This window comes from Streptomyces sp. NPDC020379 (genome assembly GCF_044387105.1).
Classification (GTDB): Bacteria; Actinomycetota; Actinomycetes; order Streptomycetales; family Streptomycetaceae; genus Streptomyces.
Map to the genome: position 1 here is coordinate 119,321 of NZ_JBIRVR010000017.1, position 15,408 is coordinate 134,728.

The following is a 15,408-nucleotide window of genomic DNA, read 5'->3' on the forward strand; positions in this document are numbered from 1 at the left end:
GGAGGTAGGCGACATGGACGGGCAGCCCGTCATATCCCTGCGCGGGGCGACCGCCACGCTGGGCTCGCGCCCGGTGCTGCGCGGCGTGGACCTGACCGTGAAGCGCGGCGAGGTCGTGGCGCTGCTGGGCGCCAACGGCTCCGGCAAGTCCACGGCCGTCCGCGTGATCGTCGGCCAGGTGCCGCTGACCGGCGGCGAGCTCGACCTCTTCGGCACCCCGCGGCGCCACTTCCGCGACTGGGCCCGGCTCGGCTACGTACCGCAGCGCACCACCGCCGCGGGCGGCGTGCCCGCGACCGTCGGCGAGGTCGTCGCCGCGGGCCGGCTGGCCCGCACCCGGCTCGGCATCATGCGCAAGGCGGACCGCGAGGCCGTCGTGCGGGCCCTGGAGCTCGTCGGCATGGCCGACCGCCTCAAGGACTCCGTGGACGCGCTCTCCGGCGGCCAGCACCAGCGCGTGCTGATCGCCCGCGCGCTGGCCGTGGAGCCCGAGCTGCTGATCATGGACGAGCCGATGGCGGGCGTCGACCTGGCCAGCCAGGAGGTCCTCGCGGCCGCCCTGCGCGCCCAGGTCGAGCGCGGCGCCACGGTCCTCCTCGTCCTGCACGAGCTCGGCCCCCTGGAGCCGCTCATCGACCGCGCGGTCGTGCTCCGCGACGGCTGCGTCGTCCACGACGGCCCGCCGCCGGAGGCCGTGGGCCAGCACGCGCTGCCCGGCCACGACCATGTACACCCGCACGCCGGCCCGGCAGCGGAACCGATACGGACAGGGCTGCTGACCTGATGGACATCCTCGACTTCGCCTTCATGCAGCGGGCCCTGCTCGCCGCCCTCGTGGTCGGCCTCACCGCGCCCGCGATCGGCACCTTCCTCGTCCAGCGCCGCCAGGCGCTGATGGGCGACGGCATCGGCCACGTGGCGCTCACCGGCGTCGGCCTCGGCTTCCTGCTCAACACCAGCCCGGTGTGGACGGCCACCGCCGTCTGCGTCGCCGGCGCCGTGGTGATGGAGCTGATCCGCTCCTCCGGCAAGGCCCGCGGCGACATCGCGCTCGCCATGCTCTTCTACGGCGGCATGGCCGGCGGCGTGATGCTGATGAGCCTGTCCTCCAGCGGCTCCAACGCCAACCTCACGACGTACCTCTTCGGCTCGATCACCACCGTCTCGCAGCAGGACATCGTCGCGATCTGCGTCCTGGCGGCCTTCGTGATCCTCACCACGCTGGGCCTGCGCCGACAGCTCTTCGCCATCTGCCAGGACGAGGAGTTCGCCCGCGTCACCGGCCTCCCCGTGCGGCTGCTGAACCTGCTGATCGCGGTCACCGCCGCGGTCACCGTCACCGTCGCCATGCGCGTCGTCGGGCTGCTGCTCGTCAGCGCCCTGATGGTGATCCCCGTCGCCGCCTCGCAGCAGATCGCCCGCAGCTTCGCGATGACCTTCGCGCTGGCCATCGCCATCGGCGTGCTGGTGACCGTCTCCGGCACCACGCTGTCGTACTACGTGAACGTGCCCTCGGGCGCCTCCATCGTGCTGCTCGCCATCGGCGTCTTCGTCACCCTGACCGTCCTCGCGACCCCGCTCGCGAGGAAACGCGCCCGGCAGGCCTCGGCGGCCGCCGAGGACGGCTGCACGCTCACGGTGCCCGACGCCCGCCGGCCCGCCGACGACGTGCGGGTCTGACGGACGCCCCGCCCCGGGACCGGCCCGCGCCCTCCGGCGTACACGCCCCGCGCGCCGGTCCCGCACCCGCGTACGGCACGCGGCGCCCGGCGTACAGGGCCCGAGACGCGTCTCGGGGCTTACACACCCGGTCCCGCGGGCTGGCACAATTGGCCGTGCGACACGTGCGGATGGGTGTTCAGGCGAGCTTTTGGAGGCAACTGTGGCGACCGCGGGTCCCCCCGTACGCGGCCGGTCCACCAAGCAGCGGGCCGCGGTCTCGGCCGCGCTCGACGAGGTGGACGAGTTCCGTAGCGCTCAAGAGCTCCACGACATGCTCAAGCACCGCGGTGCCTCGGTGGGTCTGACCACCGTCTACCGCACGCTGCAGTCCCTCGCCGACGCGGGCGAGGTCGACGTGCTGCGCACCAGCGAGGGCGAGTCGGTCTACCGCCGCTGCTCCAGCGGGCACCACCACCACCTGGTGTGCCGGGTCTGCGGCAAGGCGGTCGAGGTCGAGGGCCCCGCCGTGGAGAAGTGGGCGGACTCCATCGCCGCCGAGCACGGCTTCGAGGACGTCGCCCACACCATCGAGATCTTCGGCACCTGCGGGGACTGCGCCCAGCGGCGCTGACCCCGCAGGCGGCCGTGGCCGTCAGCCCTTGGAGAGCTCGTCCTCGTTCGGGACCGCGCCGCCGAAGCGGCGGTCCCGCTGGGCGAACTCCAGGCAGGCGCGCCACAGGTCGCGGCGGTCGAAGTCGGGCCAGAGCACGTCCTGGAAGACCATCTCGGCGTAAGCGCTCTGCCAGATCAGGTAGTTGGACGTGCGCTGCTCGCCGGACGGGCGGACGAAGAGGTCGACGTCCGGCATGTCCGGGTAGTAGAGGTACTTCGCGAAGGTCTTCTCCGAGACCTTCGCCGGGTCGAGCCGGCCCGCGGCGATGTCGCGCCCTATGGCCGCCGCCGCGTCGGCGATCTCCGCGCGGCCGCCGTAGTTGACGCAGAAGTACATCGTCATCGCGTCGTTGTCCTTGGTCTGCTCCTGCGCGACCTGGAGCTCCTCGACCACCGACTTCCACAGCTTCGGCATCCGCCCGGTCCAGCGGACCCGGATGCCCAGCTCGTCCATCTCGTCGCGGCGGCGGCGGATGACATCACGGTTGAAGTTCATCAGGAAGCGCACCTCTTCGGGCGAACGCTTCCAGTTCTCGGTCGAGAAGGCGTACAGGGAGAGGTTCTTGACGCCCATCTCCAGGCAGCCCTTGAGGACGTCCATGACGACGCCCTCGCCGACCTTGTGGCCCTCGGTGCGCGGCAGCCCGCGCTCCTTCGCCCAGCGGCCGTTGCCGTCCATGACGATGGCCACGTGGTTGGGGATCAGTTCGCCGGGGATCTTCGGCGGCCGCGCCCCGGACGGATGCGGGTCCGGCGTGCGGTACTCGCGTCGGGAACGGCCCAGAATCCCGCGTCGTGCCATGCGTGCCACTTCTCCTCGATGCCAGGGTTGCTTCTCTGGGTTACTTCTCTACGTAACGGAGGGAGCGGAGCCCCCGCTCCAGGTGCCAGTGCAGATACGCCGCCACCAGGCCGCTGCCCTCCCGGACGTGCCGCGCCTCGCACGCGTCCGCCGTCGCCCAGTCCCCGGTCAGCAGCGCGCCGAGGAGCCCGATCGACTCCGAGGAGGGTACGACGCTTCCGGGCACCCGGCAGTCACCGCACACCACACCGCCCGCGGCCACCGAGAAGAATCGGTTCGGTCCGGGCATTCCGCACTTGGCGCAGGCGTGGAAGCTGGGCGCGTAGCCGTTGACGGCGAGGGAGCGCAGCAGGAACGCGTCGAGGATCAGGTGCGGGGCGTGCTCCCCCGCGGCGAGCGTCCGCAGGCCGCCGACGAGCAGCAGATACTGCTGCACGGCGGGCTCGCCCTCGTGGTCGGTGAAGCGCTCGGCGGTCTCCAGCATGGCGGTGCCCGCGGTGTAGCGGGCGTAGTCGGTGACGATGCCGCCGCCGTACGCCGCGATGGTCTCGCTCTGGGTGCACAGCGGCAGGCCGCGGCCGACGAGCTCGCCGCCGCGCGCGAAGAACTGCACGTCGACGTGCGAGAACGGCTCCAGCCGCGCCCCGAACTTCGACTTCGTCCGCCGCACGCCGCGGGCCACGGCCCGCACGCGCCCGTGCCCCCGGGTCAGCAGCGTGATGATCCGGTCCGCCTCGCCCAGTTTCTGGGTGCGAAGGACGATGCCGTCGTCGCGGAACAGACTCATGGGGCCATTCTCCCGTACGGCCGGGGGTGCCCCGGGCGCCGGGCGGGACGAGGGGGGTCCGGGGCGTTGGAGAATGTCGGCATGTTGATCTTCCCGTCGCTCCGGAACCCCTTGCCGACGCTCGCCATGGGCGTGGCCGGCCTCGGACTGGCCGTCGTCGCGGCCTTTCTGCTGGGCGTCACCGTGCCCGGCAAGCGGGCCGACGCCTGGGCCTTCGCGACGGCCCCCGCCTGCCTGCCGGACGAGCCCTCCACGGAGTGCCGGAAGACCGTCCCGGCCACCGTGGAGAAGACCGAGACGACGACCGACGGCGGGACGGAGCACCACTGGCTCACGCTGACCGGGCCCGACCGGGGCTCCCACCGCGTGGACATGAGCCGGTCGGCGTCGGTCTTCGGCGCGGTCAGGCGCGGTGACCGGGTGGCGATGACGTCGTGGCGCGGCAAGGTCCGCTACGTCGACTTCCGCGGCATGCGGCAGGACGCCACCGACCGCCCCAAGGAGGCGTACCGCCTCCCGCTGGGCACCGGTCTGGCGCTGCTGCCGCTGAGCGCGATGTTCCTCTGGTTCGCCCGGGGACTCGCCCGCCGGGCCGCAGGCGCCCCCGCGCGCACCCTGTGGCAGATCAGCGTCGCGATCGCGTCGGGCATCTGCCTGGCGCTCATCGCCTTCTTCGCGCCTCTCGCCACGGACACGGTCTCCACGGCCCTGCTGCTCAGCGCCGTGGCGGCGTTCCCCGTGGTCATCGCCGGCCTGTGGCTGATCCGGCAGCAGCGGCGGCGCCCCACGGGCCGCCGGCGGCGGACGGGGCGGCCGAACCCGTCCCGCGCGTGAGGACGTCCTACGACGGGGTGCGGGCCGAGGCGAGCAGGCGGTCCGTGTCCTCCGGGCGCAGGAGCAGGGCCCGGCCCACCGTCACCAGGACCTCGCGCTCGGCGGGGCGGTAGGGGCCGTCGGCCAGCGCGATGCGGGCGCCCTGGAGGAGGATCGATTCCCGGCCGGCCGGGGCGAGGTGCGGGGCGAGCGGCTCCAGCGCCTCGTGGAGCTCGATGGCCAGGGCCGTGCCGCGGGGGTCGAAGCCGTCGCGGCCGCACCCGCCGTCGCCGAGGCCGCCGCCGCTCGGATACATCCCGGGGAGCCGGCCGGTGTCCGCCGCGAGCGCCTCGATCAGGGTGATCAGCTGTTCCTCGCTGCAGTCGACGAAGCCCGCGGCGCGCACCGCGCCGACCGCGGCCCTGCGGACCGTACGCGCCTCGGTGCCGCCCGCGGCGAGGACGGCGAGGGCGACGGTGTGCACGGCGTCGCGGAGCATCGCGGAGAAGCGCGTGGTGGTGGGGTGGTCGAGGATGTCCGTGCTGTAACGGGCGCGGCAGGCGGTGCACTCGACGATCGGGCCGACCGGCCCGCGCGGCAGCAGCGGCACGCCGAAGGCGACGAGCCGGCGGCGGCCCGTACGGCGGCGGTAGTTGCGGTCGCCGCCGCATCCGGGGCAGTAGAACTCGCCGTCGCCGACGGTGCGCCATACGGTGCGTACGCCCACCACACACCGGTCCGGGCCGGATCGGCCTCGCGCGTGCATCACGGCGGCACCTCCATAACGCTGCGGCCTCGTCGCCGCGTTGACGTGATGTTAGCCACATCGTTGATGTGGCGTCAGTACCCCGTGCGCAGACTTCGGGCGGCAGTGGGGCGAACACGCCACCGAGCCACCGGATACGGTGGTTTCGGTGGCATGTTTTTGACGGGCGGCTTCTCCGTGCCACCGCTTCCCGGCCGGTGTCCTCGATCGCCGGACGGGCTGAAATGCCGCGGGCGGACGTTCACATGCGGCATCTGGAGCCCGTCCGGCGATCGAGGACGCGCCCGGAGGGCGCTACCTGCCGTGGCGACCGGCCCGCGGCCGGCGCACAGGGCGAGGACCCGGTTCTCGCCGCGTCAGCGGCGCGACGCCCGGTTGACCGCCGAGACGACCGCCTTGATCGAGGCGCGCGTGGTGTTGGGGTCGGTGCCGATGCCCCACAGCACCTTGCCGTCGATCACGCACTCGATGTACGAGGCGGCGCGGGCGCTCGCGCCCTCGCTCATGGTGTGCTCGGAGTAGTCCAGCAGGCGGGCGTCGACCCCGATCGCGGCGAGCGCGTCGAAGAAGGCGGAGATCGGGCCGTTGCCGGTGCCGGTCAGCACGGTGTCCACGCCGTCCACGACCGCCTCGACGGTGAGCGCGTCGGTGCCCTCGCTGGTGGTCGAGGTCTGGTGGGAGCGCAGCGCGATCCGGCCCCAGGGGTTGTCGTCGGTGGGCAGGTACTCGTCCTGGAAGACCGACCAGATCTCCTGCGGGGTGACCTCGCCGCCCTCGGCGTCGGTCTTCGCCTGGATGATCCGGGAGAACTCGATCTGCATCCGGCGCGGCAGGTCCAGCTTGTGGTCGTTCTTCAGGACGTAGGCGATACCGCCCTTGCCGGACTGCGAGTTGACGCGGATGACCGCCTCGTACGAGCGTCCGACGTCCTTCGGGTCGATGGGCAGATAGGGGACGGCCCACTCGATGTCGTCCACGGTCTTCCCGGCGGCGGCAGCGGTGGCCCCCATCGCCTCGAAGCCCTTCTTGATGGCGTCCTGGTGGGAGCCGGAGAAGGCGGTGTAGACCAGGTCGCCCGCGTAGGGGTGGCGCGGGTGGACCTCCATCTGGTTGCAGTATTCGGCGGTGCGGCGGATCTCGTCGATCTGCGAGAAGTCGATCTGCGGGTCGACGCCCTGGGAGAAGAGGTTCATGCCCAGGGTGACCAGGTCGACGTTGCCGGTGCGCTCGCCCTGGCCGAAGAGGCAGCCCTCGACGCGGTCGGCGCCCGCCATGACCGCCAGTTCGGCGGCGGCGACGGCCGTGCCGCGGTCGTTGTGGGGGTGGGCGGAGAGGCAGATGTGCTCGCGCCGGGACAGGTGCCGCGACATCCATTCGAAGCGGTCGGCGTGGGTGCTGGGGGTGGACCGCTCCACCGTGGCGGGCAGATTGAGGATGATCTCCCGCCCGGCCTCGGGCTGCCAGACGTCCATGACGCCCTCGCAGACCTCCAGGGCGAAGTCCAGCTCGGTGTCGGTGAAGATCTCGGGGCTGTACTGGTAGCCGAAGACTGTGTCGTCACCGAGGATCTTCTCGGCGTACTCCACGACCAGCCGGGTGCCGTCCACCGCGATCTGCTTGACCTGCTCGCGGGAGCCGCGGAAGACCACCCGGCGGAAGACGGGCGCGGTGGCGTTGTAGAGGTGGACGGTCGCGCGGTGGGCGCCGCGCAGCGACTGAACGGTCCGCTCGATCAGCTCCTCGCGGGCCTGGGTGAGGACGGAGATCGTCACGTCCTCGGGGATCGCGCCGTCCTCGATGATCGACCGCACGAAGTCGAAGTCGGTGGCGCCGGAGGAGGGGAAGCCGACCTCGATCTCCTTGTAGCCCATGCGCACCAGCAGGTCGAACATCTCGCGCTTGCGGGCCGGGGACATCGGGTCGATCAGGGCCTGGTTGCCGTCGCGCAGGTCGGTGGAGAGCCAGCGGGGGGCGGCGGTGATGCGCCGGTCGGGCCAGGTGCGGCCGGGGAGGTCGACCGCTTCGTACGGCCCGTATTTGTGGACCGGCATCCCCGAGGGGCGCTGGGTCACGGTCGCCGCGGTGACGGGCGTGGGAGGGCGTACGGCCATGACCTGGGGTGTGCGGGGCTCGGGCATCTGCGTGGGGCTCCTCGTATGGTCCGCTGGGCGGCCGACGGGGCGGGTCACCGGCAAGTGACCGCAACACCGGACTCCGCGGGGAGGGAGTCGGCCTACTGCAGACCCTCGCCGCGGCAGCTAAGGAGAAGCAGCCCGAAACGCATGATGCTCAGCACGATAACCGAGCCCGGCGTGCCATGGACCCCCCGTATCAGCATGCGGGACGCGATCACCGGGGCGGGCGGCCCGGCGGCCGGATATCCCGGGCGGCGCGGGGCCGATAAGGGAATGCGGAATTGCTGTCCCCTAAATGATAACCAACCACTCGATTTCATTAATCGTGACGCAAGGCAGTGACAAACCGGAGGCCCGGTGCCACATTGCCGCCATGAAACCGGTGTTCTGCACGATCGTGCCTCCCCACATTCTCGACAGGCTCGCCCAGTCCGACGACCCCACCGTCCATGAACCCGCCCGGCGCACGCTCGAACACGACTCGGCCCACCGCACCCGCCGCCGGATCGCCGCGCTCAGCGGTGCCGCCGGCCCCACGGGCACCCCGTCCGACCAACCCCGGCGCACGATCTTCGACGCCGGGCACCTGGAGACCGAGCCGGGCACCCGGGTGCACGCCGAGGGCGACGCCCCGTCCAAGGACGCGACCGTCAACCGCGCCAACACCGGGCTCGGCGCCACCTTCGACTTCTATCTGAAGGCGTACGGACGGCACTCCATCGACGACGCGGGACTGCCGCTGAATGCCACCGTCCATTACGGCACGAATTACGACAACGCCTTCTGGGACGGCAACCAGATGGTGTTCGGCGACGGCGACGGCGATCTCTTCGTCGACTTCACCATTCCGGTGGACGTCATCGGCCACGAGCTCACCCATGGCGTCACCCAGCACACGGCCAACCTGGAGTATTACGGCCAGTCGGGCGCGCTCAACGAGTCCCTCTCGGACGTCTTCGGCTCGCTGATCAAGCAGTACGCGCTCGGCCAGACCACCGACCAGGCCGACTGGCTGATCGGCTCGGGGCTGCTCGCGCCGCGCGTCCACGGCACGGCGCTGCGCTCCATGAAGGCGCCGGGCACCGCCTACGACGACCCGCACCTGGGCAAGGACCCGCAGCCGGCCACGATGGACGACTTCGTCAGGACCTCGCGGGACAACGGCGGCGTGCACATCAATTCCGGCATCCCCAACCACGCCTTCTACCTCGTGGCGAGCGCGCTCGGGGGCCACGCCTGGGAGCGGGCCGGGAAGATCTGGTACGCCACGCTGACCGGCGGGCAGCTGGCCTCCGACGCCGATTTCGCGGAGTTCGCGCGGCTGACGGCGGCGACGGCCCGGAGCCTCTACGGCGAGGGGGACGCGATTTCGGCCGTTCTCAAGGCGTGGTCGCAGGTGGGGGTTCCCACCTCGTAAGGACGGCCTTACGGGGTAAGGATGGCGATATGCGGATTGCCATCACCCGAACCGGCGGTTTCACCGGAATCGAGCGTCGGGCCGAGCTGGACACCAGCTGCCGGCCCGACGCGACCCATCTGGAGGCCCTGGCCCACCGGGCACTGGCCCCCGGCCCCGACTCCCCCGGGCGCGGCGTCCCGGACGGCTTCCACTACGAGATCACCGTGGACGGCCGCTCGGTCCGCCTCGACGACCCCCACCTCACACACGAGCAGCGCGAACTGATCCAGACGGTGCTCAAGGAAGGCGCGTGAGGGCGCCCGGTCACCGGCCTCGGAACTCCCACGTGCGCGGCTGCCCGGGGGCCTCTCCTGTCCGCCGCCCTCGCGGCGGCCGGCCCCCGGCGGGGCCTTCCGCGCTTCGGGCAGCCGCGCCGGCCTCCGGCCGTGGTGCCGCTAGAACCCCAGCTTGCGCAGCTGCTTGGGGTCGCGCTGCCAGTCCTTCGCGACCTTCACATGCAGGTCGAGGTAGACCGGGGTACCGAGGAGCGCCTCGATGTGCTTGCGGGACTTCATGCCGACCTCCTTCAGCCGGGAGCCCTTGGGGCCGATGATGATCCCCTTCTGGCTGGGGCGCTCGATGTAGACATTCGCGTGGATGTCCAGCAGCGGCTTGTTCGCCGGGCGGTCCTCGCGCGGCAGCATCTCCTCGACCACGACGGCGATCGAGTGCGGCAGCTCGTCCCGCACGCCCTCCAGCGCCGCCTCGCGGATCAGCTCGGCGACCATGATCTGCTCGGGCTCGTCGGTGAGATCGCCCTCGGGGTAGAGCGGCGGGCTCTCCGGCAGCATCGGCACCAGCAGGTCGGCGAGCAGCGACACCTGCTTGTCGCCCACGGCCGAGACCGGGATGATCTCGGCCCACTCGATGCCGAGCTCCTCGCCCAGCTGATGGATCGCGATCAGCTGCTCCGCGAGCGCCTTGGAGTCCACCAGGTCCGTCTTGGTGACGATGGCGACCTTGGGGGTCTTCTTGATGCCGGCCAGCTCGGAGGCGATGTAGCGGTCACCGGGGCCGAGCTTCTGGTCGGCGGGCAGGCAGAAGCCGATCACGTCGACCTCGGCCCACGTGGTGCGCACCACGTCGTTCAGCCGCTCGCCGAGCAGCGTCCGGGGCTTGTGCAGACCGGGCGTGTCCACCAGCACGAGCTGGGCGTCGGGGCGGTGCACGATGCCGCGCACGGTGTGGCGGGTGGTCTGCGGCCGGTTGGAGGTGATCGCGACCTTCGTCCCCACCAGTGCGTTGGTCAGGGTCGACTTGCCCGCGTTGGGGCGGCCGACGAAGCACGCGAAGCCCGCGCGGTGAGGGGCCTGGGACGGGGAGGAGGCTCTATCCATACTCGATATTCTCCCCGATCCCCCGGCGACCGCCGACCAGCGGTGGCCACGCCGGCCGGCGGCCCCGGGCTGCCGGGGGCCGGGCCGCCGGGTCAGCCCGCCAGGAGCCTCGCGCGCAGCGCGCCGTCCGGGCCCGCCAGCAGCACGGGCGTCCCCGGGCCGCCCAGGTCCCGTACGGCCGCGCGGTCCGCGTCGGGGACGGCGTCGAGCTCGGAGACGACGGCCGCGGCCTCCAGCGACTTCGCGCCGCTGGCCACGGCCATCGCGACGGCGGTCTGGAGGGCGCTGAGCCTGAGCGAGTCGAGCGCGACGGTCCCGGCGACATAGGTCCGGCCGGTCTCGTCGCGCACGGCGGCCCCCTCGGGGACGGCGTTGCGGGCGCGCGCGGAGCGGGCCAGCGTGATGATCTTGCGGTCTTCGGGGTCCAGCGTCTCCGTCATACGCGCGAGCATATGCAGCGCCCCGCGGGGAGCGGCAGCCGGACCGTGCACAGGCCGGACCGTACGCATGAAGGGCTCAGCCCGTCGAAGGGCTCAGCCCGCGACCGAGTACATCCCGCGGCGGCCCTCCGGCGAGGTGAGCCACTCGACCTTGGCCGCCGTGCCCGACTCCGGCACCGGGTTGTGCAGCACGATCGTCAGGTCCGGGCGGGCCGGGACGCGCAGCTGGGTGCTCTCGAAATACAGCGCGCCGACCAGCGGGTGCTCCAGCTCCTTGACCAGCTGGCCGCCCTCGTGCACGTCACCGCGCGCCCACAGCTCGGCGAACTCCTCGCTCTGCTCGGAGAGTTCATCGACGATCACCTGGAAGCCCTCGTCGTCGGGGCGCTCCGACCAGGTGGAACGGAACTGCGCGACGACGCGGTGGGCGTTGTCGTCCCAGTTCGCGGCCCGCGCGCGGTAGACGGGGTCGGTGAAGAACGTCATCAGGCAGTTCTGCACGGTCTCCTGGCGGAAGCCCATGACCGCCCCGGCCGCCTCGTTGTAGGCGACGATGTTCCAGTACGGGTCCATCATGTGCGCCGGGTAGGGCATCCAGGCGTCGATGAGCCGGTGCAGCCCCGCGCACAGATACTCCGCGTCGTACTCCGACTCCGGCAGCGGCGGGTTCAGCCCGGCCAGGGCGTAGAGGTGGCGCCGCTCCGCTCCCGCCAGCTTCAGCACGCGCGCGACGGCGTCGAGCACCTGCGGCGAGACGGTGATCTCCCGCCCCTGCTCCAGCCACTGGTACCAGGAAGCGCCGACCCCGGCGAGCACGGCCACCTCCTCGCGGCGCAGCCCGGGGGTGCGGCGCCGGGCGCCGCCGTCCGGCAGGCCGGCCTCCGCCGGGCTCACCCGGGCCCGACGGCTCATCAGGAACTCACGCAGCTCCTGACGCCGACGCGATTTGGGGCCCTGTGCCCCCATTGGTGTGGTCCGCGCTTCGATCGAACTGGCTGACAACGGCTCCCCCTCGCCTGGTGGTACGGGCACCACCATAAGCACTGTCTCCCCACGGCTATTCCGTACGCCGGAGGGTGCTGCCCATGGCGATCGACAGTTCCCCTCCCCTGACCACCTCCCCGCCGGCGGCGGCCGACGGCATGACCACCCGCGCGAAGATGATCCTGCTGGTGCTCTGCGCCGCGCAGTTCATCATCGCGCTCGACTTCTCCATCCTGAACGTGGCGCTGCCCGTCCTCGGTGACGACCTGGGCATGGGACAAGCCGATCTCCAGTGGGCGGTCACCGCGTGCGCGCTCCCCGCGGGCGGCTTCCTGCTGCTCTTCGGCCGGATCGCCGACCGCTACGGGCGGCGCAAGCTCTTCCTGACCGGCCTCGCCCTCTTCACCCTGGCCTCCGTGCTCGCCACGCTCGCCTGGAACCCGGCGGTCTTCCTCCTCGGCCGCGCCTTCCAGGGTCTGGGCTCGGCGGTCATCGTGCCGACCGGCATGTCCCTGCTGACCACCACCTTCGCCGAGGGCCCGCAGCGCGAGAAGGCGCTCGGCATCAGCGGCACCCTGCTCTCCCTCGGCTACACCGTCGGCATGGTGCTCGGCGGCGTGATGACGGACGCCCTGGGCTGGCGCTCCACGATGGGCCTGCTGGCCGTGGCCGGCATCGGCATCCTGGCCGTCGCCCCCGGTCTGCTGACCGAGTCCCGGCACCCGCGGCGGCCGCGCGTCGACGTCCCGGGCGCGGTGACCGTGACCGGCGGCCTGCTGGCCCTGATCTACGCCCTGTCGACCGCCGCCCAGCGCGGCTTCGGCGGCGCCGACGTGATCGTCGCCCTGGTCGCCGGGATCGCCCTGCTCGCCCTCTTCGTGGCCGTGGAGTCGCGGGCCGCGGAGCCGCTGGTCTCGCTGCCGATGCTGCGGCGGCGGACGGTCGCCTGGGGGAACCTCGCCGGGCTGACCACCTTCTCGATGATGAGCGCGGTCATCTTCCTGCTCACCCTCTACCTCCAGGAGGTCCTGGAGCTCTCGCCCTTCCGCACGGGTCTGGTCTTCGGCGTGCAGGGCGCCTTCGCGGCCCTCGCCGGGGTGACCGCTCCGAAGGTCATCGCCCGCCTCGGGGCCCACAAGACGCTGGTGACGGGCCTGGTCATCCAGGCCGTCTTCACCGCCACCCTGCTCGGCCTGGGCCTCGGCCGGTCCGGCGCGTGGCTGGCGCTGGCCGGGGTGACGATCGCCTGCGTCGGCCATCTGTGGGCGATCGTGTCCTACGGCGTCACCGCGACGTCGGGCCTGCCGGACGCCGAACAGGGCCTGGCGACGGGCCTGGTCACCAGCTCCCAGCAGGTGGGCCTGACCCTCGGCATCCCGCTGCTCAGCGCTCTGTCCTCGGCGCGCATCGCTTCGCTGCGGGACGGGGGCTCGTCCTTCGCGTCCTCGACGCTGGGGGGTATCCGGCTGGGGCTGGGGGCGGATGCGGTGGTGGTCGCGGTGCTCGCCGTGGTGGTGGCGGTGGGCTTGCGACGCCGCGCGGCGGTCTGACCGCTGCGCCCGCGGCGCGGCTTTTTCCCCTGCCCGCCCCTTCCCGAAACCGGGGGCAAGCCCCCGGACCCCCAGCAACACGGCTTCGCCGCGTTGTCCTCGAACGCCGTACGGGCTGGATATCCAGCCCGTTGGGGACCCCCAGGGCCGCTCCCGCCGCAAGCGCAAGCAACCCGCACCCGGCAACGGCGCCCAGCCCAGGCCCCCCCTACGACCGCACCGGCTCCACCAGCACCGTCACAATCCGGTTCCGCCTCCCCGCCGCCGCCTCAGCCGTAAGCCGCAGGGCCCGCATCCCCCCCACATCGGCGAGGCCGTAATCCGCCAGCCCCACCTCCGCCACCGCACCGGCGATGGGCACGCGCCCCAGCGCCTTGGCCAGCAGCCCGCCCACCGTCTCCACGTCCTCGTCGTCCAGCGCCAAGCCGTAGAGCTCGCCGAGGTCGCCGATGTCGAGGCGGGCGGTGACGCGGTAGCGGCCGTCGCCGAGTTCCTCGACGGGCGGCAGTTCGCGGTCGTACTCGTCGGTGATCTCACCGACGATCTCCTCGAGGATGTCCTCGATGGTGACGATGCCGGCCGTGCCGCCGTACTCGTCGATGACGACCGCGCAGTGGTTGCGCTGCTGCTGCATCTCGCGCAGCAGGTCGCCCGCGTTCTTGGTGTCGGGGACGAAGACCGCGGGCCGCATCGCGGTCGAGACCAGCTCGGACTCCGCGTCACGGCTGATGTGCGTCTTGCGGGCGAGGTCCTTGAGATAGACGACACCGACGATGTCGTCCTCGCTCTCGCCGGTCACCGGTATCCGGGAGAAGCCGGAGCGCAGCGCCAGCGTGAGTGCCTGACGGATCGTCTTGCCGCGCTCGATGACGACCAGGTCGGTGCGGGGCACCATCACCTCGCGGACGAGGGTGTCGCCGAGCTCGAAGACGGAGTGCACCATGCGGCGCTCGTCGTCCTCGATGAGCGACTCCTTCTCCGCGAGGTCGACCATCGCCCGCAGCTCCGCCTCGGAGGCGAAGGGACCCTTGCGGAAGCCCTTGCCCGGGGTGAAGGCATTGCCGAGGAGGATCAGCAGCTGCGGCACCGGGCCCATGATCCGGGCGAGCGGCAGCAGGACGTACGCGGCGGCGGTCGCGGTGCCCAGCGGGTGCTGGGCACCGATCGTGCGCGGGGAGACGCCGACGGCCACATAGCTGACGAGGACCATCACCGCGATGGCGACGGTCAGCGCCTGCCAGGTGGCCTCGAACTCCCGCAGGCAGGCGTAGGTGACGACGACGCCCGCCGCCATCTCGCAGGCGACGCGCACCAGCAGCGCCACGTTGAGATAGCGGGTGGGGTCGGCGGCGACGGCCATCAGCCGGGCGCTGCCGCGCCGCCCCGACCGCACGGCCTCCTCGGCCCGGAACCGGGTGGTCCGGGCGAGGCCGGCCTCGGCACAGGCGGCGAGCCAGGCGACGACGAGCAGCAGGACCGCGACCGCGATCAGCCGGCCGGTCACGTGAACGTCGGAGCCGGGGAGGGCCCCTCGATCCCGCGCTCGGCGCGCCAGCCGTCGATGATGGCGGCCTGGAGGCCGAACATCTCGGCCTTCTCGTCGGGCTCCTCGTGGTCGTAGCCGAGGAGGTGGAGCACACCATGGACGGTGAGGAGCTGGAGCTCCTCGTCCATGGAGTGGCCGGTCGGCGCCTCCTGCCCCTGCTTCCGCGCCACCTCCGGGCAGAGCACGATGTCGCCGAGCAGGCCCTGCGGGGGCTCGTCGTCGTCCTTGGCGGGCGGGCGCAGCTCGTCCATCGGGAAGGACATCACATCGGTCGGGCCGGGGAGGTCCATCCACTGGATGTGGAGCTGCTCCATGGCTTCGGCGTCGACGACGATGACCGAGAGTTCGGAGAGCGGGTGGATACGCATCCGGGCGAGGGCGTAGCGGGCCACATCGAGGACGGCCTGCTCGTCGATGTCCGTGCCGGATTCGTTGTTGACGTCGATTGCCATGGG

Annotated in this window: 16 protein-coding genes; 7 read left to right on the forward strand and 9 right to left on the reverse strand. The window is 72.0% G+C overall.

Annotated elements, in window-relative coordinates; all coding sequences use genetic code 11:
* Positions 1 to 13 precede the first annotated feature (13 nt).
* From ACH427_RS22295 to ACH427_RS22305, 3 genes are all read left to right on the forward strand, one after another.
* Positions 14 to 784 carry a metal ABC transporter ATP-binding protein gene (locus ACH427_RS22295; RefSeq protein WP_398871777.1) on the forward strand — a complete coding sequence of 257 codons (771 nt, stop codon included), beginning with the start codon at positions 14 to 16 and terminating at the stop codon, positions 782 to 784.
* A complete protein-coding gene (locus ACH427_RS22300) occupies positions 784 to 1,680 on the forward strand; it encodes a metal ABC transporter permease (protein ID WP_398871688.1) in 897 nt (298 codons plus the stop codon). Before ACH427_RS22295 ends, ACH427_RS22300 begins: the two co-directional genes overlap by 1 nt.
* 202 nt (positions 1,681 to 1,882) lie before the next feature.
* Entirely contained in the window at positions 1,883 to 2,293 is a 411-nt protein-coding gene (locus ACH427_RS22305) for a Fur family transcriptional regulator (RefSeq protein WP_398871690.1), read from the forward strand.
* Between the two features lie 21 nt (positions 2,294 to 2,314).
* Here ACH427_RS22305 and ACH427_RS22310 read toward each other — a convergent pair whose 3' ends face one another.
* Both ACH427_RS22310 and recO read right to left on the reverse strand, forming a co-directional pair.
* The gene (locus tag ACH427_RS22310) at positions 2,315 to 3,136 is read right to left on the reverse strand and encodes an isoprenyl transferase (RefSeq protein WP_398871692.1); all 822 of its coding nucleotides are present in this window, start codon (positions 3,134 to 3,136) and stop codon (positions 2,315 to 2,317) included.
* A 40-nt stretch (positions 3,137 to 3,176) separates the two neighbouring features.
* Positions 3,177 to 3,923, reverse strand: coding sequence for a DNA repair protein RecO (gene recO / locus ACH427_RS22315; RefSeq protein ID WP_398871694.1), 747 nt, complete (start codon positions 3,921 to 3,923; stop codon positions 3,177 to 3,179).
* An 81-nt stretch (positions 3,924 to 4,004) separates the two neighbouring features.
* On the opposite strand from recO, the gene ACH427_RS22320 reads away from it, so the two are divergent.
* Positions 4,005 to 4,757, forward strand: coding sequence for a hypothetical protein (locus tag ACH427_RS22320; RefSeq protein ID WP_398871696.1), 753 nt, complete (start codon positions 4,005 to 4,007; stop codon positions 4,755 to 4,757).
* A 7-nt stretch (positions 4,758 to 4,764) separates the two neighbouring features.
* Here ACH427_RS22320 and ACH427_RS22325 read toward each other — a convergent pair whose 3' ends face one another.
* Together ACH427_RS22325 and leuA are read right to left on the reverse strand one after the other, a co-directional pair.
* Complete coding sequence (locus ACH427_RS22325) at positions 4,765 to 5,502, reverse strand: TerB family tellurite resistance protein (protein ID WP_398871779.1); 738 nt, start codon at positions 5,500 to 5,502, stop codon at positions 4,765 to 4,767.
* Positions 5,503 to 5,858: 356 nt separating this feature from the next.
* Entirely contained in the window at positions 5,859 to 7,640 is a 1,782-nt protein-coding gene (leuA, locus tag ACH427_RS22330; protein WP_398871698.1) for a 2-isopropylmalate synthase, read from the reverse strand.
* Between the two features lie 370 nt (positions 7,641 to 8,010).
* Here leuA and ACH427_RS22335 point away from each other — a divergent pair, with 370 nt between their 5' ends.
* Both ACH427_RS22335 and ACH427_RS22340 read left to right on the forward strand, forming a co-directional pair.
* Entirely contained in the window at positions 8,011 to 9,054 is a 1,044-nt protein-coding gene (locus ACH427_RS22335) for a M4 family metallopeptidase (protein ID WP_398871700.1), read from the forward strand.
* Positions 9,055 to 9,083: 29 nt separating this feature from the next.
* Positions 9,084 to 9,350 (forward strand): protealysin inhibitor emfourin, encoded by a 267-nt coding sequence (locus ACH427_RS22340; protein WP_398871702.1) that lies wholly within the window; start codon positions 9,084 to 9,086, stop codon positions 9,348 to 9,350.
* Between the two features lie 141 nt (positions 9,351 to 9,491).
* Here ACH427_RS22340 and era read toward each other — a convergent pair whose 3' ends face one another.
* From era to ACH427_RS22355, 3 genes are all read right to left on the reverse strand, one after another.
* The gene (gene era / locus ACH427_RS22345; RefSeq protein WP_361527312.1) at positions 9,492 to 10,433 is read right to left on the reverse strand and encodes a GTPase Era; all 942 of its coding nucleotides are present in this window, start codon (positions 10,431 to 10,433) and stop codon (positions 9,492 to 9,494) included.
* A gap of 92 nt (positions 10,434 to 10,525) precedes the next feature.
* Complete coding sequence (locus ACH427_RS22350; RefSeq protein ID WP_398871704.1) at positions 10,526 to 10,885, reverse strand: cytidine deaminase; 360 nt, start codon at positions 10,883 to 10,885, stop codon at positions 10,526 to 10,528.
* Between the two features lie 81 nt (positions 10,886 to 10,966).
* Positions 10,967 to 11,839, reverse strand: coding sequence for a helix-turn-helix transcriptional regulator (locus ACH427_RS22355; protein WP_398871706.1), 873 nt, complete (start codon positions 11,837 to 11,839; stop codon positions 10,967 to 10,969).
* 119 nt (positions 11,840 to 11,958) lie between these two features.
* Between ACH427_RS22355 and ACH427_RS22360 the strand changes: the two genes are divergently transcribed.
* Positions 11,959 to 13,407, forward strand: a complete 1,449-nt coding sequence (locus tag ACH427_RS22360; RefSeq protein WP_398871708.1) for an MFS transporter — start codon at positions 11,959 to 11,961, stop codon at positions 13,405 to 13,407.
* A gap of 208 nt (positions 13,408 to 13,615) precedes the next feature.
* Here the strand turns inward: ACH427_RS22360 and ACH427_RS22365 are convergent, their stop codons facing one another.
* A complete protein-coding gene (locus ACH427_RS22365; RefSeq protein WP_398871710.1) occupies positions 13,616 to 14,911 on the reverse strand; it encodes a hemolysin family protein in 1,296 nt (431 codons plus the stop codon).
* A complete protein-coding gene (gene ybeY, locus ACH427_RS22370; RefSeq protein ID WP_398871712.1) occupies positions 14,908 to 15,405 on the reverse strand; it encodes an rRNA maturation RNase YbeY in 498 nt (165 codons plus the stop codon). Before ybeY ends, ACH427_RS22365 begins: the two co-directional genes overlap by 4 nt.
* Positions 15,406 to 15,408 lie beyond the last annotated feature (3 nt).